The sequence below is a fragment of the Acinetobacter sp. Marseille-Q1623 genome, assembly GCF_902809895.1.
Classification (GTDB): Bacteria; Pseudomonadota; Gammaproteobacteria; order Pseudomonadales; family Moraxellaceae; genus Acinetobacter; species Acinetobacter piscicola_A.
This window is the reverse complement of sequence record NZ_CADDWG010000001.1, coordinates 1,648,995-1,669,909: the sequence shown is the minus strand read 5'-3', so window position 1 is coordinate 1,669,909 and position 20,915 is coordinate 1,648,995. Positions and strand designations below refer to the sequence as shown.

Here is a 20,915-nt window from a genome sequence, read left to right as displayed (position 1 = left end):
TTATATTGCTTTATTTTTATTCAAGAATTTTATGAGGCTTTTGTAAAATGTACAATCATCAGTATTAATAATTATATGATTATTAAAATAATAAAGAGAGTGATGATCACTCTCTTTGAGTTGTATTGATCAATGCAGGAGATTTAGTCCTCAGGATAAGCGATTTTTTTCAGGGCTTTGATATCTGCTTCAGGTGAGCATAATGATATGAACTCATAGCCGTAGCCACGTAGGAGATGTCCTTTACGCACTGCGATCCAAGTGGTGTTAACACCAAAAATATCAGTATCAATTTGTTTAAGACGGTGGTCACGTTCTAAGTCATAAGCCACATCATTGACAATACCAACGCCCATGCCAAGTTCAACATAAGTTTTAATGACATCGGCATCAAGTGCTGACATGACAATATCGACATCTAATTCAGCATCATGAAAGGCTTTGTCAATTTTTGAACGTCCTGTAAAACCGCCGTGATAGGTAATAATTGGATATTCAGCTAATTTCTCTAAAGTGATGTCTTTAGGATCGAGTTTGGTCAATGGATGATCTTGTGGCGTAATAATGCTATGTTTCCATTCATAAAATGGCACACTTCCCAAGTTGTCTTCAGTGGTAAGTGACTCGGTTGCGATACCAATGTCAGCTAAACCAAGTAGTAACATTTCAGAAATCTCAACAGGACTCGCTTGTTGCAAAATCAGATGGACTTTTGGAAAGGCTTTTTTAAATAAATTGACAATAGGTGGCAATACATAACGTGCTTGCGTATGTGTTGTTGCGATAGTTAATGTGCCTTCATCGACTTTGTTAAAATCATCTGCAAGACGTTTGATATTATCAGCATCGATTAACATACGTTCAACAATGCTCAATAACGCTTGTCCAGGCTCAGTTAAACCAAGTAAACGCTTGCCTTTACGTACAAAAAGTTGTACACCAAGTTCATCTTCTAAATCTTTGATATGTTTACTGACACCTGATTGTGATGTATACAATGCCGCAGAAGCTTCGGTTAAATTATAATTTTGTCGAACTGTCTCTCGGATAATTCGTAATTGTTGAAAGTTCATTTTATTCATTACCTCGGGGTTTGGATGAGTGGATTACACTCATCCGTAGAGCGTATTACGCAACTTGATTTTCAAATAAGTGTAATGTCGAAGGGCTAAGCCAAACGGTTTGGTTTGGTCTAAATTTATGTAATTTTGCCTCTTCTGAATTTAAGGAAATTTCAATTAAATTTCCTTGACGATCATGTAACTCCGCCATGACTTTACCTGCGATCCAAACTTCACGTAAGAAAGTTGCTTGAATGGCATTTTCAGTGGGTTGAGTATGAATAGTGAGTTCATCAGGGCGTGCAAATGCAATCACTTTGCCATCAGCCGTATTTTTTGCCGCATCAAGTTGAAGATGATCATCACCTAAATAAAGTGTGCCTTGACGATTTTCACCTTCAAATCGGTTTGCTTGACCTAAAAAGTCAAAGACAAATGGTGTTGCAGGTTTTTCGTAAACTTCACGAGGTGAACCAATTTGCTCAATATCCCCTTTGTTCATCACCACGATTTGATCGGCAACTTCTAAAGCTTCTTCTTGGTCATGGGTAACAAAAATAGAGGTAATGTGTAACTCATCATGTAAAGTACGTAGCCAACGGCGTAACTCTTTACGTACTTTGGCATCTAATGCACCAAAAGGTTCGTCCAGTAATAATACACGTGGCTCAACGGCTAAAGCACGTGCCAATGCAATACGTTGACGTTGACCACCTGAAAGCTGTGCAGGGTAACGATCTGCTAAAAATCCAAGTTGAACTAAATCGAGTAATCGTGTTACACGTTTTTTAATTTCCGCTTCGCTTGGACGAGTTGCACGTGGGCGAACACGTAAACCAAAAGCCACATTGTCATAGACTGTCATGTGACGGAATAAGGCATAGTGCTGGAATACAAAACCGACTTGACGCTCACGAACATGAACATTGGTAGCATCTTGACCTTCAAGCATGATCTGCCCACGGTCTGCTGACTCTAAACCTGCAATGATGCGCAATAATGTTGTTTTTCCACAACCTGATGGACCGAGTAGGGCAACCAGTTGACCATCCGGGAAATCTAACGTGATATCTTTTAGTGCATGGAATGCACCGAAGTGTTTTTCAATATTTTTAACTTGAATACTCATGAGGTCATTCCTTAAGAAACTGTTGAATCATCTTTGCTTTGGTTTAGTTTTTCTTGGCGGAACTCAACCCATGTTTTTAAAATCAGGGTAATAATTGCCAATAAAGCCAAGAGCGATGACACTGCGAATGCGGCACTAAAGGTATATTCGTTGTACAAAATTTCTACATGTAAAGGCAAGGTATTGGTTTCACCACGGATATGTCCAGAAACCACAGAAACTGCACCAAACTCACCCATTGCACGTGCGTTACATAGAATAACACCGTAGATTAGCCCCCATTTGATATTAGGTAAGGTGACTTTCCAAAAAGTCTGCCAGCCTGATGCACCTAATACGATTGCAGCTTCTTCTTCCTCTGTACCTTGCGCTTCCATCAGTGGAATGAGCTCACGTGCAACAAAGGGAACAGTAATAAACACTGTGGCTAAAACAATGGCAGGCGTTGCATATAAAATTTTAATATCATTGTCCATGAGCCAGCCGCCTAACCAACCTTGCGAACCAAAGATCAAGACCAACATTAAACCCGCAATCACAGGTGAAACTGAAAAAGGTGTATCAATGATGGTGGTTAAAATGGCTTTACCACGGAAATTAAACTTCGCAACACACCATGCGGCAGCAACACCAAAAATCACGTTAAGAGGCACTGCAATTGCAGCAGTTAACAAGGTTAATTTAACCGCTGATAATGTATCAGGGTTAATTAAAGCCTCAAAATAGACCGCTAAACCTTGTTTAAATGCTTCAACAAAGACCAAAATTAATGGCAAAATTAGACAGCTTAAAAAGAAGATCAAAGCAATCGTCAAAAGAGTATAACGAACCCATTTCGGCTCACGTGTTGCATCTCGTGACTGAAGTTTTTCAGCCAAAGCATTACTATTTGTTGTTAAGCTCATCGTGCAGTTCTCCCTGTGCGGCGACTTGCCCATGCTTGAATCAGGTTAATTAAGAACAAGATAAAAAATGAGATGACCAACATCACCACAGCAATCGTCGTTGCACCTGCATAATCATATTCTTCTAAACGAGAAATAATCATGAGTGGCGCAATTTCTGTTTCAAACGGCTGGTTACCTGCAATGAAAATCACAGAGCCGTATTCACCTACGCCACGAGCAAATGCCAAAGCAAATCCTGTTAAAAGTGCAGGAAAGAGTACAGGTAAAATCACTTTGGTAATGATTTGAAAACGATTCGCACCCAATGCTGATGCAGCTTCTTCGAGTTCTGTTTCAAAATCACTTAGTACAGGTTGTACGGTACGGACAACAAAAGGAATACCAATAAAAATTAATGCTAAGGTGATACCTATAGGGGTATACGCAACTTTGATGCCTAATGGCTCTAAATATTGCCCAATCCAACCTGTAGGTGCATATAAAGAGGTTAAGGCGATCCCTGCAACTGCGGTAGGCAAAGCAAAAGGTAAATCAACTAAAGCATCGACAATGCGTTTACCAGGGAAAGTATAGCGGACTAAACACCAAGCGAGTAACAAACCAAAAACCACATTGATTAAGGCTGCGATAATCGCAGTACTAAAACTGAGTTGTAAGGCTTTGATAATACGTTCTGAACTGAGAATTTCCCAAAGTCCATCCCAACCCACACCTAATGATTTTATGAATACAGCAGATAATGGTATCAGTACAATTAAAGACAAATACGCTAGGGTGAAGCCTAGTGAAAGACCAAATCCTGGCAGCACTCGGGATCGCTGCGACATGACTACTCCTCAAAGAGAGAAAGCTTGTTGAAGTCAACAAGCCAATAAACTAAAACTTTTGCCAAGCTTAAGAGGCAATAATCAAATAGCAAATTTAAAAAACAACTTGCTATCATCAAAATTATTGATATAAGCATTGGCAGGTGCTGCAATTAAATAATCAAAAATTTCAGGAAAAGTGTTAAAGCCTGATGCAACATTAATATGACCTGCTTGTCCTACATTATGTGGTTTAATTTTCCATGCTTTTGCTAAGGCTTGCGCATCTTCAAAATTTAACCAAGGATCATTTTCAGAAATAATCATGTCTACAGGCACATCAATGCGTAGTTTTTGAAAATATTCAGCATAATTTCCAATACTATCCCTTGCAAAACCTGCTTCACCAAAGCGAGCAGGGTTGGCGGGTGCAACTAAAACCAATTTTTTAACTTTTGATTTTAATTCAGGGTGTTGTGCTAAAGCAGCCACACTCGTTAAACAACCAAAACTATGTGCAATTATTTGCATAGGTGCATCGACTTTGTTGAGTGTATGGACAAAATTTTCGATCCATTCTGCTAAAACAGGATGATCCCAATTTTGTTGTACACGTGAACAAGACATGAGCTGGCGCTGTAACCAAGACTGCCAATGATCATAATCACTGCCACCTACACCTGGAACAATTACGGTATGAATCATGTCGATGCTCCTACTGAAATCTATTATTTAGCTGTATTATTGGCTTTAACGATTTGATCGAAAACACCATTATTTTCAAAATGTTGTTTTTGTACTTTTGTCCAACCGCCAAACTCTTTATCAATGGTCACAAGTTTAAGTGGTTTAAAGGTTGTGGCATATTTTTTCAATGTTGCTGCATTGCGAGGGCGATAAAAGTTTTTCGCCGCAATTTCTTGTCCTGCAGGTGAATACAAATAATTCAGATAAGCTTTCGCAAGATTTAAACTGCCATTTTTTTCCGCATTTTTTTCAACAATCGCCACAGGCGGTTCAGCTAAAATTGAAAGAGATGGAGTAATAATTTCAAATTTACCAGGTTGTTCACGTTGTGCTAAAAATGCTTCATTTTCCCAAGCCAACAACACATCACCAATGCCACGTTCTGCAAATGTTGTGGTAGAGCCACGTGCACCTGAGTCCAAGACTTTGGTTTGTTTATAAATTTGGCGAACAAAGTCTTGTGCTTTTGCATCTGAACCGTACTTATGTTTAGCCCATGCCCATGCTGCAAGATAGTTCCAACGTGCACCACCAGAAGTTTTTGGATTTGGCGTAATAATGTCAACACCAGGTTTGATTAAGTCGCCCCAATCTTTAATGCCTTTCGGGTTACCTTTACGCACTAAAAATACAATGGTTGAAGTATATGGTGTTGAGTTCTGCGGAAACTTCTTTTGCCAATCTTTAGGTAATAAGTTGGTTTTGTCTGCAATAGCGTCAATATCTGCAGCCAGTGCCAAGGTCACCACATCTGCGCTTAAACCATCAATCACTGCACGTGCTTGTTTACCAGAACCACCATGTGATTGTTTAAAATTAATCTCTTGTCCTGTTTTTGACTTCCAATAACCTGCAAATTGCTTGTTGAAGTTGTCATATAACTCTCGGGTTGGGTCATAAGAGACATTAAGAAAGTCTTTTGCGGTTGCAGTAAAAGAAGTTGCTGAAATGAGTACTGCAGCAATACCTAATTTTAATTTTGAAAATTGCATGTGTGAATGCCCCAAATGATTCATAATTTCGTTAATATGCGTGCAGCATAACGCCAGTCTTTATCCATAAAAAATAATAAAAAACGAATTTTATATGAATAAAAAAGCATAAGATTGGTTTTTCAATGTACATTTATTGGCTGTAATTTTAGGAAAATAGAGATGGTAATCTGTTATAAAAATGGTCAAATTGTTGATTCTGTATCAATTTTTGATCGTGCATTTCAGTATGGTGATGGTTGTTTTACCACAGCTCGTATTTATGACAATGTCATCGAACTAGAAGATTTACATCGTCAACGTCTGCAACAATCTGCTGAACGGTTATTTTTGCCAGTCGATTTTTCACTTTTAGATAAAATGTTCAAACAACTTGAACAAAAATTTGATGTATTAAATGGCACTTTAAAAATTGTGATCAGTCGTGGAGAAGGACAACGCGGCTACCTGATGCCTGATCATCTCGCAGATTTATATGTATTGTACTATCCACAAAACATCCAAAACTTTCAGCCTGAATTGATTCAAAGTGGTGTATTAAGCCAAAAAATAGGTTTAACAATGCCTGAACTTGTGGGGTTAAAAAGCCTGAATCGACTTGAACAAGTCATGTTAAAAAAAGAAGCACATGAAAAAGGATGGCTTGAAGCTTTGGTGATTGATCTACAAGATCGAATTGTTGAAGGAGTGAGCAGTAATTGTTTTATTCAAATAAACAATACATGGATTACGCCTGAACTCCGTTATAATGGTGTGCATGGTGTGATGCGTGCTGAGATTTTGCAACGTATGCAACGCCAAAATATTTCATGTGAACAACGTTCAGTTGGGCTAGATGAAATTTCACATATCCAAAGTCTGTTTTTTTGCAACGCATTGAGTCCGATGAAAATCGTACAGTCTTTGGATAATCGAACTTTAGTGGTTCAACCTTGTGTTGAATTATTTGAAACTTTGCAATTACAACAGTTTAAATCTCATGTCGAATACTCCTGCAAAAAGTAATAAAAAAGCGCCTAATAAAGCACACAATAAATTTTATAAAGGTATTGCGCTTGTACTGATTGGACTTTTAGTTCTAGGCGCAGTCGTGTTGAAAATGAGTTTATTTAAAACTTATCCTATCACGGGTGTAAAACAAAAATTAGTGATTAATAATGGTGAAACTTATACTGGTTTTATTGATCAATTAGCTAAAGATGACAAAGTCAGCTTTCCAATTGTTTTAAAGTTATATCGCAAAGCCTTTATTCAGGAAACCATGAAAGCGGGTGTCTATGAAGTCACTCAAGGCATGAGTGTGCGTGATGTTTTAGTCATGGTCTCAGATGCTGATAATGCACAAATGAACCGAATTTTAGTCATTGAAGGGACAACAACGCAGCAATTACTCAAAACCTTGAAAAAAGATCAATATGTGAAAACGGAGGTCGCAAATCTACCTACCGCCGAGATGCTCAAAGCCTTAAATATTCCTTTTGAGCATGCAGAAGGTTTGTTCGCACCTGATACATATTTCTTTGATAAAGGCGCAAGTGATCAAAAGATTCTGACCGATTTATATCAGCGACAAATGAAAATTTTAGACGAGGCCTGGGAAAAACGTGACCAAGGTTTACCTTATCAAAATAAATATGAAGCCTTGATTATGGCGTCAATCATTGAACGTGAAACCAGTGTAGACAGCGAGTTAGAGCAAGTATCAGGAGTATTTGTACGTCGTTTAAAATTAGGAATGCGTCTGCAAACTGACCCAACCGTGATTTATGGTATGGGTGACAACTATAAAGGCAATATTACTAAGCAAGATTTACGTACACCAACGCCTTATAACACCTATACCATCAATGGCTTGCCACCAACTCCGATTGCTTTGCCAAGTAAAAAAGCCATTGAGGCAGCCATGCATCCTGACAACTCAAACAATATTTACTTTGTTGCAACAGGCAATGGTGGACATAAATTTTCAAGTAATCTGGCAGATCATAATCGTGCAGTTCAGGAATACCTTACTGTGATGCGTGCTAAAAATTAAGGAGTAGTCATGTTTATTAGTTTTGAAGGCACAGAAGGCGTAGGTAAAACCACACTGATTCGAAAATTATTTGAGCATTTTCAGGCGCAAGGTAAAGATGTTGTACTGACCCGTGAGCCGGGTGGAACACCGTTGGCTGAGCAAATTCGCGGGTTATTACTGTCAGTCAATCATGAGGAAAAAATGAGTCATGATAGTGAATTATTGTTGATGTATGCCGCACGGGCGCAGCATTTGGATCGTGTGATTTTACCTGCCTTGGCAGAGGATAAAATTGTATTATGTGATCGTTTTACGGACAGCAGTTTTGCCTATCAATGTGCAGGGCGTGGGCTGAGTCGGGAAAAACTACAACTTCTAAATGAAAACTTTGTCAGTCGAATGCCTGATCTTACTTTTTGGTTGGATGCACCGATTGAATTGGGCATGACACGTGCGCGAGAACGCGGTGCTTTAGACCGTTTCGAACAAGAAAAAGTCGCTTTTTTTGCATCAGTCCGTGCAGGATTTGCAGAAATTCATACACGTGAGCCTGAGCGTATGAAGCGTTTAGATGCAACACAAAGTCCTGAACAGGTGTTTGCTGAGGCTTTAAGCTATTTGGTTGAATGAGTTTAATCATCACTTTAGTCACAATTTTTCCAGATTAAAATTGCTTTGCCATAAGGGGAAATAACAGGAACCCAAGCTTCTGTGATTTCTTCCAGTCGGCTCATGTCTAAACATACATCCTGACGTTGATCTTCTTCTTGCTCATTGCTCGTGAACCAAATGGTGATATTTTCAATGCAGCTTCGCAGTTAATCTAATTGTTGTGTATTGAGTTTGCTTGCACTGCGACAAGATTGTCCTTGATGAAATATCTGTCTTAATTGGTGTGAATATTTATCCAATAAAACATCTGTATCAAATGTCAGTCCAATCAACGGAATGAAATAGCCTTCAGTGCTGTATATTTGATTCTCTAAACCTGCGCATTGACTTGCATAAAATAATTTGTTGCTTTTTCAACAATGAAGTATAACCATGCGCTTTGTGTACTATCGGCATCTATAAAAATGTAAGGCTTTTGCATCGTGTTTGATGAAAATTTATGGTTTGAGTGACTTTTAAAATAGAACAAAATGAAAGCATTGGCAAAAAACTTCTTTTTGATTGAAAATGTGAACCCAAGCGTTCTCAAGTCTTTGCAGAAAAAGCTTTATATTGAAAATACAGTGTCATAAAGAAATAATGTAAGGAATAAATGAAAAATGAAAAGCACTAAAAAGGAAATTATTGATTTTTTAACCGTCCATTTTCCACCAAGTTTAGAAAAATGTGAAATTGAGGAAGTGACCGAATGTGGGGCAAGTTTGATTTGGCATGTGAGTGGCACAGATATTCGCCCAGGGGGAACGATTTCAGGACCAACCATGATGACTTTGGCTGATTTTGCTTTATATGTCGCGATTTTAGGTAAAATTGGGATTGTCGGTTTGACAGTAACGACCAATTTAAATATTAATTTTTTACGTAAACCCTCTGGCGGCGTAGATTTGCGTGGGGTATGTAAGCTTATGAAAGTGGGACAGGCATTGATTGTTGGTGAAGTCTGGATTTACTCAATTGATCAGGATGAGCCTGTTGCGCATGTCACGGGAACGTATTCCATTCCACCGAAAAGATAAAACCATCTGAGCTGTTTAGTTAAAAAAAGAGATTCATTGGAATCTCTTTTTTTAATATATTGATTAAGTATTAACCAGAGGTGTTTCCACTTTAAAGTTTGGGGGGGTCAGTACGGTTTTACGGAGTTCATCGGATAGTTCAGGATAATCAAGAGTGTAATGTAAACCACGAGATTCTTTACGTTCCATCGCACAACGTACGATCATTTCCGAGACCAAAACTAAATTACGCAGCTCAATTAAATTCTTGCTGACATGATAATCTTGATAATATTCAGTAATTTCTTGTTTAAGCATTTCAATACGATGTAAAGCACGTTCGAGACGTTTGGTTGTTCGTACGATGCCGACATAGTTCCACATGGTCTGACGTAATTCATCCCAATTTTGTAAAATCACCACTTCTTCATCAGGATTAACGGCCTGTGTCGCATCCCATTCGGGTACATGCGGCACTTCGAATGTTTGATCAAATTTTTTCTCAATATCTTTTGCAGCACTCATGCCATAGACAAAACATTCGAGTAGAGAGTTACTTGCCATACGGTTTGCACCATGCAAGCCAGTATAGGAAGTTTCACCAATGGCATATAAACCCGCAATGTCGGTTTCACTATTTTCATCGACCACAACACCACCACAAGTATAGTGCGCAGCAGGGACAACAGGAATCATCTCTTTGGTGATGTCGATACCAAGTTCCATTAAACGTGCATATAAAGTTGGGAAATGTTCTTTAATGAAATTTGCAGGTTTATGGCTAATATCAAGCCAGACATGACGAATACCTAAGCGTTTGATTTCATAGTCAATGGCACGTGCTACGATATCACGAGGTGCAAGTTCTGCACGTTCATCAAAACGCAGCATAAAGCGTTCACCATCTGGTAAACGCAGATAAGCACCTTCGCCCCGCATGGCTTCGGTGATTAAAAACGAGCGCGCTTGTGGGTGATATAAACAAGTCGGATGGAATTGATTAAACTCCATATTTGCAACACGGCAACCTGCTCGGTACGCCATGGCAATACCATCACCTGTTGCTATGTCAGGATTGGACGTATATAAGTAGGCTTTCATTGCACCACCGCAAGCAAGGGCAGTGAATGGTGCTAGAAAAGTATGTACTGTTTCATTACGCTCATCGAGTGCATATAAGCCTAAAGCTTTATTTACTAATGCTTTATGACCTAATTTGTGTGTGGTAATGAGGTCAATCGCAATATAATTTTCAAAAATCGTAATATTTTCTTTTTCTTGAGCACGTTCAACCAAGGTGGTAGAAATAGCTTTGCCTGTTGCATCGGCTGCATGAATAATACGGCGTTGAGAATGTCCACCTTCACGGGTCAGATGTAGTTGTTCATCTTCATTTAAAGTAAACTTCACGCCATGTTCAAGTAAAAAGTCAACGGATGGTCGACCACCTTCTACTGTATGTTTGACTGCATCGATTTCGCATAAATGCGCGCCTGCAATCATGGTGTCATCTATATGTTGTTCAATGGAATCCGTTTCATCCAGTACAGCAGCCACACCACCTTGCGCAAAATAGGTGCTGGCATCAGTAAGACTAGATTTGGCTAAAACGGCAATTTTAAAATGTGTTGGCAAAGACAGAGCGAGGCTTAAACCTGCACCGCCACTACCTACAATAATCACATCAAATTGGTGCGTGGTTTTTAAATTAGACATGTCCATCAGCTAATTTGAAAAGAGTTTGCTAATAACACTCTCTTTTTGAATAAATTTCAATGGTTATAAGTCTCAGATTTTTGTCGATAAGGCAAATCATTCACTTTTTAAGGATAATTTAAGTAAATTATTGTTTTTTAAAAATATAGAAACATTTTATTACGCAATATTATAAAATTCTATGTTACAAACAAATTCATCAACAAAAAACAAAATTTGTAGGTTAGTCATTCATGAAAATTAGCTTTATACAAAAAGGAATGTATGCAGCAGTATTTACAGTTGCAGCAACACAAGCACAAGCGCAAGCACCTGTTGATTTTTCAAATTTAGTCGAACAAGTTAGTCCTGCGGTAGTGAGTGTGAATGTTGTTAAAAAAATGTCGCAAGAAGAATTATTACAACAGCAAGTACCTGAAATTTTAAAACGTTTCTTTGGTAATCAGATCATTATTCCACAGCAACAAATTCCGCAAGAGAAAACAGGCTATGGCAGTGCCTTTTTTATCAGCAAAGACGGTTATTTAGTAACGAATCATCATGTGGTAGAAGATGCTTCAAAAGTGACCATTGTCCTGAATGATCGCCGTGAAATTGATGCTAAAGTGATCGGAAGTGACGAGCGTACAGACATTGCATTGCTTAAAGTAGATGGTACGAATTTTCCATCACTATCCACTGGCAATGTCGATCAGCTTAAAGTTGGTCAACCTGTATTAGCCATTGGTTCACCATTTGGTTTTGATTATTCCGCTTCGGCAGGGATTGTCAGTGCGAAGTCACGTAATATGATGGGTGAAACTTCCGTTCCATTTATCCAGACTGATGTTGCATTAAATCCGGGGAACTCAGGTGGCCCGTTGTTTAATCAACAAGGACAAGTGGTGGGTGTGAACTCACGTATTTTTAGTGGTACAGGCGGCTACATGGGCTTGTCATTCTCCATTCCAATCGATGTCGCGATGGATGTCGTGAGTCAGTTGAAAACCAATGGCAAAGTCACCCGTTCTTATTTGGGAGTCATGCTACAAGATATTGATCGTAATTTGGCGGAAGCATACAAATTACCAAAACCTGAAGGATCTTTGATCACCCAAGTCGCAGCAGGTTCGCCAGCAGATAAAGCAGGTTTTAAATCAGGTGATGTGATTATGAAATATAATGGTTCGCCTATTTCACAGACCAGTGAGTTGTTGAACTATCTGAACCGTACTCAACCTAAACAAACCGTACAGCTTGAAGTTTTGCGTGATGACAAAGCAAAAGTTATTACCGCAACATTAACCACCGCACCTGATGATACACCAGCGAAAAGTGAGCGTGGTACCACAGCATCTGCCAAGAAAGGTCCAATTTTAGGGGTCGCAATTCGGACTTTAAATGAAATTGAAAAATCACGTTTAGGTATTAAAGGCGGTGTCTTGATTCAAGATGTCACTCGTGGTGGCTTAGCTGCACAGTCGCGTATTCTCGCAGGGGATGTTGTGACGCAAATTAACTCGAAAACCATTTTAAATGCCAATGATTTTGTGGAAGCTGTGTCTGAACTAAAAGCCAATACTGTTGCACGCGTGGCAATTATCCGCGATGGACAACATGCCATGTTGGGTCTAAGAGTACAATAATCTTGGCGGCAAGCAAAAATATGAACCACTCTACGGAGTGGTTTTTTTGTCAATTGCATGGGCAAAATGTTAGTGTAGATAAGATTGTAAAAGCGAAGTAATAGGATCTTTTTGTGGCAACAGCATATTTTGATTTAAAACTCACGGTTCAACCTGAACATATTGATATTTTAGGACATGTCAATAATGTGGTTTATGTAGCATGGATGCAGGAGGTCGCTACAGCACATATCGAAGCTTTAGGTTTAGGTGTCAAGGATTATCTAGAATTAAAACATGCGATGGTTGCAGTGGAACATCATGTGCAATATCGTAAAGCTGCGCTTGAAGGGGATGACATTATTTTAAGAACATGGCTCAATGACATTAATGCATTATTTTCATTCCGCCAATATGCTTTTTTTCGTGCAGCAGATCAGGCATTGTTATTTACAGGTACGACGAAATGGGCATGTGTTGAAATTGCCACAGGGCGCCCAAAGCGCTTATCACCGACGTTTATTCAAGCCTATCAACCTTTAGATGAAAATATTGATCCTTATGATGTGAGTGATCTAAAGTGACCATGAAAATAGGGATATTAAGTCGCTTCATTTTTAAATAATTCAATTGCCTGATCATTATTATGGATACTTTAAAAAAACCATCTGCTATAATCCCTCGCAATTTCTATTCAGCTTTTGTTATGTATATTTTTTCAGTACATAGCGTGTTTTTCTTCAAGGTAGCCCATGGCGCAAGCTAAAAAATCTGTCGATATTAAAAATATTCGTAATTTCAGTATTATCGCGCACATCGACCACGGTAAGTCGACACTCGCAGACCGCTTCATTCAAACCTGTGGCGGTTTACAAGATCGTGAAATGCAAGCACAAGTTTTAGATTCAATGGAATTAGAACGTGAGCGTGGGATTACCATTAAAGCAACGTCTGTAACCTTGTATTACACTCATCCAAATGGTCAAGAATACCAACTCAACTTTATTGATACACCAGGACACGTGGACTTTTCGTATGAAGTATCACGTTCTTTGGCCGCTTGTGAAGGTGCGTTATTGGTTGTTGATGCAGCGCAAGGTGTGGAAGCACAGTCGGTTGCTAACTGCTATACAGCAATTGAACAAGGTTTGGAAGTCCTTCCAATCTTAAATAAAATCGATTTACCACAAGCAGAGCCTGAGCGTGTGATTCAAGAAATTGAAGATATTATTGGGATTGAAGCCACTGAAGCACCGACATGTTCAGCAAAAACAGGATTAGGGATTGAGGGTGTCCTAGAGACGTTGGTCAATGTTATTCCTGCACCTGAGGGTGACCGTGACGCACCTTTACAAGCTTTAATTGTAGACTCGTGGTTTGATAACTACTTAGGTGTTGTGTCTTTGGTTCGTGTGAAACAAGGACGTGTGAAAAAAGGCGACAAAATGTTGATGAAATCAACAGGTCAGTCTCATATCATTACGTCTGTGGGTATTTTTAATCCAAAACACACAGAAACTGGGATTTTGGAAGCAGGTGAAGTTGGCTTTGTGATTGCGGGGATTAAAGATATTTTTGGTGCGCCTGTGGGGGATACCATTACTTTAGCAACGACACCGGAAGTAGCTTCATTACCTGGCTTTAAAAAGGTTAAACCACAAGTCTACGCAGGTTTATTCCCAATCGATGCGAGTGATTTTGAACCCTTCCGTGAAGCGTTACATAAACTACAAATTAACGATTCGGCATTGTTCTTTGAACCTGAAAGCTCAGATGCGTTAGGATTTGGTTTTCGTTGTGGCTTCTTGGGTATGCTGCACATGGAAATCGTACAAGAGCGTTTAGAACGTGAGTACGATTTAGACCTCATTTCTTCAGCACCGACCGTAATTTATGAAGCCGTGATGAAAAATGGCGACACGATTTATATCGACAGTCCATCAAAAATGCCAGATGGTTCAACGGTTGAAGATTTACGTGAACCGATTGCTGAGTGTCATATTTTAGTACCACAAGATTATTTAGGTAATGTGATGACTTTATGTGTTGAGCGCCGTGGGGTGCAAAAAGACATGAAGTTTATGGCCAACCAAGTATCCATTACGTTTGAAATCCCGATGGCTGAAGTCGTGATGGACTTCTTTGATAAATTGAAATCATGTTCGCGTGGTTTTGCATCACTCGATTACAATTTTGTACGCTTTGAGTCTTCATCTTTGGTTAAGGTTGACGTGTTAATTAATGGTGACAAAGTAGATGCATTGGCGATGATTTGTCACCGTCAAGATGCACGTCATCGTGGCATTGCCTTGGTTGAAAAGATGAAAGATTTGATTCCACGTCAAATGTTTGATGTTGCAATTCAAGCGGCGATCGGTGCGCAAGTGATTGCACGTTCTACAGTCAAAGCAATGCGTAAAAACGTCTTGGCAAAATGTTATGGTGGTGACGTTTCTCGTAAGAAGAAATTGTTATCGAAACAAAAAGAAGGTAAGAAACGCATGAAACAAGTGGGTAGTGTTGAAATCCCACAAGAAGCGTTCTTGGCTGTATTAAAAGTCGATAGATAAGAAGTAAGAGGTCGTATCGCTCATGGATTTTGATTTTAATTTAATTCTCGTACCTGCAACACTGGTGTTTTTTGTGTTGTGGTTACTCGATAAATTCGTGTTTAAACAACGCGAAACAAAGGGTAAGGGGAATGAACATTTTATCATTTCATGGGCATACGATTTTTGGCCAGTCCTTGCCGTTGTTTTGGTGTTACGTTCATTTTTATTTGAACCTTTTAATATTCCCTCTGATTCGATGGTTCCGACCTTAGAAACGGGTGATTATATTTTGGTGAATAAGTACCAGTATGGTGTGCGTTTACCGATTACCAATACTAAAGTCATTGATGTAGGTGAGCCTCAACGTGGTGATGTTGCGGTGTTCCGTTATCCTGAAAATCCAAAAATTAGTTATATCAAACGTATTATTGGTTTACCGGGCGATCATATTGTTTATGATCAGGGGCAATTAAGTATTAATGGGAAAAATGTTACACAGACCCCAGTCGAATTTAGTCGTCAAAAAGATATTTTGGATACTCCAAAATCGATTTACTATACTGAAACCATGGGTGAACATAAGCATCTTGTGCGTATTTTAGAAGGTCAAAATACTTTGGCGAGTGCTTTCCAATATGCACAGAAAAAAGAAGATTTACCTTTTGTTGCGCGTGATAATGATCGTTTCATCAAATCAAATGGTCAAAGTTGGGAAGTCACTGTTCCGAAAGGTCATTACTTTGCGATGGGTGATAACCGCGATCAAAGTGCTGACAGCCGTTTTTGGGGATTTGTACCTGAGGCAAATTTAACAGGGCATGCGATCTATGTGTGGATGCACAAAGAACCAGGCTTGAAATTACCTTCATTTAGCCGTAATGGGACAATTGACTAAGCTTCCTTTGAGTCGAATCTGATTTTAAGTATAAAAAGACCAATGTACATTGGTCTTTTTTATTTTCTTTTGAATGACAACTGAGTAAAACGTCAAAGTGGTGAGTTTATAAGATTTCATGCAAATTTTTTTATAAAAATGAGTATCGAAATCTAGTAACTGAATGGGCTTTGCAAGATAATACAATACTGAAATATTGATTCATGATGACGAATGTTTAACATTTACACATCATATTAATATGACATTTTAAATTTGGGGAATTTGTAGGGTTAAAGTGGCAAGGTTGAAGGATCTGGTCTTATTTTAAAGTCTGCAAAATGATATAATTATTTTCGCCTAGTGGATAATAACAATGCGTAAATCTCAACAAGGTGCATCGTATATTGCGATTTTATTAGGAATCGTGGTCTTTGCTTTTATCGTGAAAGCGGTATTAGCACTTTGGCCATCGTATTGGGATGATCGTGTGATTAATGGTCAAATTGAGCAACTTCTTAAAGAAAGCTCAGCGGATATCACACCATCTAAATTTGAAAGCCAAATGAGTCAACGTTTGGACATGAACAATATTCGTGATATTAAATTTAACGATATTGCGAAAGTTTCAAACGACAACGGCTTAACAGTGACAAAGAAATATGAAGTAAGAACACCATTCTTCATGAATATTGATTTAGTCCAAACATTCGAGAAAAGTTTTGATCAAAGGTCAGTTCAAAGTAAGTGATCCTCGCTTACAGAGTCGTATCGGCTATGAGTTTAAACAATCTGAATTGCTACAACTTGCATTGACACATCGTTCGGTGAGTCATAAATACAATTATGAGCGCTTAGAGTTTTTAGGTGATTCATTATTGGGGATGATCATTGCAAACTATTTGTACCATGCTTATCCGCAAGAAAATGAAGGTCGTTTAACCCGTATGCGTGCGACTTTGGTGCGCCAAGAAGCCTTAGGTAAAATTGCCAATGACTTAAAATTAAGCACCAGTTTAATTTTAAGTACAGGTGAATTGAAATCAGGCGGTCATCATCGTGAGTCAATATTAGCAGATACAGTAGAAGCGATCATTGGTGCGATTTATACAGATTGTCAAGATTTACCGATGTTGCGCAATATTGTACTGAAATGGTATGAACCCTATTTAGAACATATTGAACCCACAGATCAGTTGAAAGATCCGAAATCACGTCTCCAAGAATATCTACAAGCTCGTAAAAAGCCATTGCCGAGTTACGAGGTTGTAGATATTCAGGGTGATGCACCCAATCAGCATTTTAAAGTAGAATGCTTAGTAGAGGGCTTGCCTAAAATGATGGGTGAGGGCTCAAGTCGCCGATTTGCAGAACAGGCAGTCGCGGCAGATTTTTTAAAGTTATTGGAGCAGTAAACTGCATGAATACACATTCCGATCACAACGATGCTGATCACGAGCCGCAAGACAGCGGTAATGACTTAATTAACCAATTTTTTAGTTCACAAGGAACGGAAATTCCTGCAGATTATAAAAGTGGTTTTGTGGCGATTGTTGGTCGTCCAAATGTAGGTAAGTCAACCCTAATGAACCATATTTTGGGTCAAAAATTATCTATTACCTCACGTAAGCCACAAACAACTCGCCATAAAATTGTCGGGATTGATAGTCGTGAGACATCACAAGCTGTATTTGTGGATACGCCTGGGATGCACAAAAAAGAAGTACGTGCCATCAATAAAATGATGAATAAAGCCGCACATTCTGCATTGCGTGATGTGAACCTTGTTTTGTTTGTATTGGATGCAGACAAGTGGACACAGAACGATGAGTTGGTACTTGAAAAACTGAAAAATGCAGAAATGCCAGTTATTCTAGTCATCAATAAAATTGATACGCTTGAAAATAAAAACCATGCTTTGCCATTGATCCAAGAGCGTGCAAAGTTAATGAATTTTGCGGAAATTGTACCAGTATCTGCATTACGTGGTGCAAATTTAGATCATTTACGTAATACCATTGAAAAGTATTTGCCATTTCAACCACCCCTATATGCTTTAGAGCAGTTAACAGACCGTTCTGAACGTTTCCTTGCGAGTGAAATTATTCGTGAGAAAATCATGCGTCAGTTAGGTGAAGAACTGCCTTATGATTTAACTGTGCAAATTGAATCATTTAAGACTGAAGAAGCAACGATTAACCCTAAAACGGGTCGTCCTAAAGCAGCGTGTACTTACATTGATGCGACCATTTTTGTAGATCGTCCGGGACAAAAAGCCATCGTGATTGGTGAAAAAGGTGCTAAGCTGAAAAAAATTGGTATGGATGCACGTGTCGACATGGAAAAAATGTTCGAACAAAAAATCATGCTAACACTTTGGGTGAAAGTCAAAGGTGGTTGGTCTGATGATGAGCGTGCTTTAAAAAGTTTAGGTTATAGCGATATTTAAGCGCTGATTTGAGAAAAGGATAGAGCCGTAATGATGAAAGTTTTTGTCATAATATCTTGTATGATCGTGTTACAGGGTTGTGTCTACAAACTCGTTACGGTTCCTGTCAAAGCAGCGTATGGTGTGACCAAAGGTGTGGTAAAAGGTACTGCGGCTGTGGTCGGTGCAGTCATCCCAGATGGAGATGATGAAGATGATAAAAAAGATAAGGATGATTAATTCGCCAAGATGCGAAATGAAATCTTGCATGGTTATTTAATCCATCATCGAAAATATCGTGAACGTAGCCATATTGTGCATTTATTTACACAAGAGTATGGACGTGTTGATGGAATTTTAAGGCAAACGCCGCCTCCGCAATATCAGCCGATTACTCTGCAAGCATCAGGGAAAAGTGAGCTGAAAAACTTTTCAAAATTAGAAATACTTAATCAACCTGTATTTTTTTATGGTGATGCATTTTTTTCAGGGTTTTATCTGAATGAAATTCTGCTCCGTTTATGCCCACTTGAAGAAAGTATGCCGCAAACTTTTGAGCAATATCATGTTACGCTTGAGCATTTACAACATTTAGCCTCACATCCCGAGCCTCATACATTTTTAAAACAAATTTTACGTCAGTTTGAGTATGCGCTTTTAGAAGAGTTGGGCTATCCCTTAGATTATGAGATGGATGCACAGCAAGCGCCGATCATTGCGACGCAACGTTATCAATTTCAACTGTCAGATGGATTTATTCCTATTTCCCATAGCGCTTCATCGACCCTAAGCGGCGAGCAGATTTTAAGTATGGCGAATTATGAAAAGGGTAGGGATTTTAATTCAGAACAGTTACAATTATTGTCGAAACTTTATCGCCAAATGATTACCTCATTGCTTGGTGATCGCCCATTAAAAAGTCGGCAACTGTGGATACAAAATTCTCAGTCCAAAACTGTGAATCGCTAGTTTTTATTTTGATGTATTTAGGAAAATATTATGGCTGCATTGCTTGGTGTAAATATTGACCATGTTGCAACACTTCGACAAGCACGTGGTACGACTTATCCTGATCCTGTTCAGGCAGCATTGGTCTGTGAACAAGCAGGTGCAGAGGGAATTACCTTGCATTTACGTGAAGATCGCCGTCATATTCAAGATGCTGACGTGTATCGTATGCGCTCAGCAATCAAGACACGTATGAACTTGGAAATGGCAGTCACTGATGAAATGGTCGCAATTGCACTTGAAGTCAAGCCGCAACATGTTTGCTTTGTACCTGAAAAACGCCAAGAAGTGACGACTGAAGGTGGTTTGGATGTGGTTGGACATTTTGCTGATGTGAGAGCTGCAACTCAGGCATTGGTTGCGATTGGCTGTGACGTATCATTATTTATTGATGCTGACTTTGCGCAAATTGACGCAGCAGTGGCATGTGGTGCACAAACCATCGAATTGCACACAGGTGCTTATGCAGATGCACACACTGAAGATGCACATCATCACGAGTTAGAGCGTATTATCAAAGGTGCTGAATATGCGGCTGCAAAAGGCTTAGTGGTCAATGCAGGGCATGGTTTAAATCTTAAAAATGTCGCTGAAATTGCAGCAATTCCACAGATTCACGAGTTGAATATTGGTCATTCAATTATTGCAGAAAGTGTTTTTGTTGGCTTAGAACAAGCAGTGAAAGACATGAAAGCAGCAATACATGCTGCAAGTTAATACATTGGAATATATTGAAAAGTAGTCATGTCGAATATTAATTATGATGAACTAATGCAACCTGTCATTGGTTTTTTAGGCTGTGAAACGCCTCAAGCATGGTTGGATGAAGCCCTAAAGAATCTTGATATTTTAATGCAAGATCATGCCAATTGTGAGAAAAAAGCCGCAGGAACAGCCATGAATTTGATGTTTCGTTATAGCTTTTTTACAGATTTACAAGTTAAGCTTGCACAACTTGTTCGTGAAGAAATGCTACATTATGAACAAGTTTTAGAGTTTATGACCAAGCGTGGTCAAGAATGGAAAGGTCTAAGTGCAGGTCGTTATGCAGGTGGTTTGCGTAAGGAAATTCGTACTTATGAACCTGAAGCATTGATTGATGTTTTGGTGATTGGTGCTTTTGTTGAAGCACGTTCTTGTGAGCGTTTTTATGCTTTAGCGCCCTTAGTTGATGATGAGCTTGGGCGTTATTATCGTTACTTACTAAAGTCTGAATCACGCCATTACGAAGATTATCTCGCTTTAGCATTGGATGTAGCGAAAACCGCTAAACTCAAAGACCCTGAAGAAGATATTCAACAACGTATTGAATTAATTCGTGAAGTAGAAAAGGATTTGATTTTAACCCCAGATAAAACTTTTCGTTTTCATAGTGGTGTTCCCATATAAGCTGTGGCTTAAATGTT

At 38.9% G+C, this 20,915-nt stretch carries 23 protein-coding genes; 15 read left to right on the top strand and 8 right to left on the bottom strand.

The annotated features are described in order from the left end of the window. Window positions 1–143: 143 nt before the first annotated feature. The 6 genes from HUV91_RS07930 to HUV91_RS07905 all read right to left on the bottom strand — a co-directional run bounded on the left by HUV91_RS07930 (window position 144) and on the right by HUV91_RS07905 (window position 5,643). Entirely contained in the window at window positions 144–1,073 is a 930-nt protein-coding gene (locus HUV91_RS07930; protein ID WP_174493066.1) for a CysB family HTH-type transcriptional regulator, read from the bottom strand. A gap of 55 nt (window positions 1,074–1,128) precedes the next feature. Further along, a complete protein-coding gene (locus tag HUV91_RS07925; RefSeq protein WP_130072925.1) occupies window positions 1,129–2,190 on the bottom strand; it encodes a sulfate/molybdate ABC transporter ATP-binding protein in 1,062 nt (353 codons plus the stop codon). A gap of 11 nt (window positions 2,191–2,201) precedes the next feature. Next, the gene (gene cysW / locus HUV91_RS07920) at window positions 2,202–3,095 is read right to left on the bottom strand and encodes a sulfate ABC transporter permease subunit CysW (protein ID WP_130072924.1); all 894 of its coding nucleotides are present in this window, start codon (window positions 3,093–3,095) and stop codon (window positions 2,202–2,204) included. Beyond that, window positions 3,092–3,925 carry a sulfate ABC transporter permease subunit CysT gene (cysT, locus tag HUV91_RS07915; protein ID WP_130072923.1) on the bottom strand — a complete coding sequence of 278 codons (834 nt, stop codon included), beginning with the start codon at window positions 3,923–3,925 and terminating at the stop codon, window positions 3,092–3,094. Before cysT ends, cysW begins: the two co-directional genes overlap by 4 nt. An 81-nt stretch (window positions 3,926–4,006) precedes the next feature. Then, complete coding sequence (locus tag HUV91_RS07910; protein ID WP_130072922.1) at window positions 4,007–4,609, bottom strand: RBBP9/YdeN family alpha/beta hydrolase; 603 nt, start codon at window positions 4,607–4,609, stop codon at window positions 4,007–4,009. Between the two features lie 23 nt (window positions 4,610–4,632). Continuing rightward, entirely contained in the window at window positions 4,633–5,643 is a 1,011-nt protein-coding gene (locus HUV91_RS07905) for a sulfate ABC transporter substrate-binding protein (RefSeq protein WP_130072921.1), read from the bottom strand. Between the two features lie 162 nt (window positions 5,644–5,805). Here HUV91_RS07905 and pabC point away from each other — a divergent pair, with 162 nt between their 5' ends. From pabC to tmk, 3 genes are read left to right on the top strand one after another with little or no spacing between them, the layout of a single operon-like run. Continuing rightward, complete coding sequence (pabC, locus tag HUV91_RS07900) at window positions 5,806–6,648, top strand: aminodeoxychorismate lyase (protein WP_174493065.1); 843 nt, start codon at window positions 5,806–5,808, stop codon at window positions 6,646–6,648. Continuing rightward, entirely contained in the window at window positions 6,623–7,678 is a 1,056-nt protein-coding gene (mltG, locus tag HUV91_RS07895) for an endolytic transglycosylase MltG (RefSeq protein ID WP_174493064.1), read from the top strand. The genes pabC and mltG overlap by 26 nt, the downstream gene beginning before the upstream one ends. A gap of 9 nt (window positions 7,679–7,687) precedes the next feature. Beyond that, window positions 7,688–8,290 carry a dTMP kinase gene (tmk, locus tag HUV91_RS07890; protein ID WP_174493063.1) on the top strand — a complete coding sequence of 201 codons (603 nt, stop codon included), beginning with the start codon at window positions 7,688–7,690 and terminating at the stop codon, window positions 8,288–8,290. A gap of 14 nt (window positions 8,291–8,304) precedes the next feature. Here the strand turns inward: tmk and HUV91_RS16745 are convergent, their stop codons facing one another. Next, window positions 8,305–8,466 (bottom strand): DUF6210 family protein, encoded by a 162-nt coding sequence (locus tag HUV91_RS16745; protein ID WP_416377016.1) that lies wholly within the window; start codon window positions 8,464–8,466, stop codon window positions 8,305–8,307. Window positions 8,467–8,931: 465 nt separating this feature from the next. Here HUV91_RS16745 and HUV91_RS07885 point away from each other — a divergent pair, with 465 nt between their 5' ends. After that, window positions 8,932–9,348, top strand: a complete 417-nt coding sequence (locus HUV91_RS07885) for a PaaI family thioesterase (protein ID WP_174493062.1) — start codon at window positions 8,932–8,934, stop codon at window positions 9,346–9,348. Window positions 9,349–9,411: 63 nt separating this feature from the next. Here the strand turns inward: HUV91_RS07885 and nadB are convergent, their stop codons facing one another. Beyond that, complete coding sequence (gene nadB, locus HUV91_RS07880; RefSeq protein WP_174493061.1) at window positions 9,412–11,049, bottom strand: L-aspartate oxidase; 1,638 nt, start codon at window positions 11,047–11,049, stop codon at window positions 9,412–9,414. Between the two features lie 227 nt (window positions 11,050–11,276). Here nadB and HUV91_RS07875 point away from each other — a divergent pair, with 227 nt between their 5' ends. The 11 genes from HUV91_RS07875 (at window position 11,277) to HUV91_RS07825 (ending at window position 20,898) form a co-directional block, all read left to right on the top strand. After that, window positions 11,277–12,668 carry a Do family serine endopeptidase gene (locus tag HUV91_RS07875; RefSeq protein ID WP_174493060.1) on the top strand — a complete coding sequence of 464 codons (1,392 nt, stop codon included), beginning with the start codon at window positions 11,277–11,279 and terminating at the stop codon, window positions 12,666–12,668. A 113-nt stretch (window positions 12,669–12,781) separates the two neighbouring features. Further along, window positions 12,782–13,231, top strand: a complete 450-nt coding sequence (locus HUV91_RS07870; protein WP_130072913.1) for an acyl-CoA thioesterase — start codon at window positions 12,782–12,784, stop codon at window positions 13,229–13,231. A 168-nt stretch (window positions 13,232–13,399) separates the two neighbouring features. Beyond that, window positions 13,400–15,217 (top strand): translation elongation factor 4, encoded by a 1,818-nt coding sequence (lepA, locus tag HUV91_RS07865; RefSeq protein WP_130072912.1) that lies wholly within the window; start codon window positions 13,400–13,402, stop codon window positions 15,215–15,217. A 22-nt stretch (window positions 15,218–15,239) separates the two neighbouring features. Continuing rightward, a complete protein-coding gene (lepB, locus tag HUV91_RS07860) occupies window positions 15,240–16,094 on the top strand; it encodes a signal peptidase I (RefSeq protein ID WP_174493059.1) in 855 nt (284 codons plus the stop codon). A gap of 355 nt (window positions 16,095–16,449) precedes the next feature. Continuing rightward, a complete protein-coding gene (locus tag HUV91_RS07855; RefSeq protein ID WP_174493058.1) occupies window positions 16,450–16,824 on the top strand; it encodes a DUF4845 domain-containing protein in 375 nt (124 codons plus the stop codon). Further along, entirely contained in the window at window positions 16,796–17,488 is a 693-nt protein-coding gene (gene rnc / locus HUV91_RS07850) for a ribonuclease III (protein WP_130072909.1), read from the top strand. The genes HUV91_RS07855 and rnc overlap by 29 nt, the downstream gene beginning before the upstream one ends. A gap of 5 nt (window positions 17,489–17,493) precedes the next feature. Beyond that, complete coding sequence (gene era / locus HUV91_RS07845) at window positions 17,494–18,522, top strand: GTPase Era (protein WP_174493057.1); 1,029 nt, start codon at window positions 17,494–17,496, stop codon at window positions 18,520–18,522. A gap of 30 nt (window positions 18,523–18,552) precedes the next feature. Then, a complete protein-coding gene (locus HUV91_RS07840) occupies window positions 18,553–18,741 on the top strand; it encodes an NF038104 family lipoprotein (protein ID WP_174493056.1) in 189 nt (62 codons plus the stop codon). Window positions 18,742–18,750: 9 nt separating this feature from the next. Next, complete coding sequence (gene recO, locus HUV91_RS07835; RefSeq protein ID WP_174493055.1) at window positions 18,751–19,470, top strand: DNA repair protein RecO; 720 nt, start codon at window positions 18,751–18,753, stop codon at window positions 19,468–19,470. A 30-nt stretch (window positions 19,471–19,500) separates the two neighbouring features. After that, entirely contained in the window at window positions 19,501–20,226 is a 726-nt protein-coding gene (gene pdxJ / locus HUV91_RS07830) for a pyridoxine 5'-phosphate synthase (protein WP_174493054.1), read from the top strand. Between the two features lie 27 nt (window positions 20,227–20,253). Further along, the gene (locus tag HUV91_RS07825; RefSeq protein WP_174493053.1) at window positions 20,254–20,898 is read left to right on the top strand and encodes a tRNA-(ms[2]io[6]A)-hydroxylase; all 645 of its coding nucleotides are present in this window, start codon (window positions 20,254–20,256) and stop codon (window positions 20,896–20,898) included. Window positions 20,899–20,915: the final 17 nt, after the last annotated feature.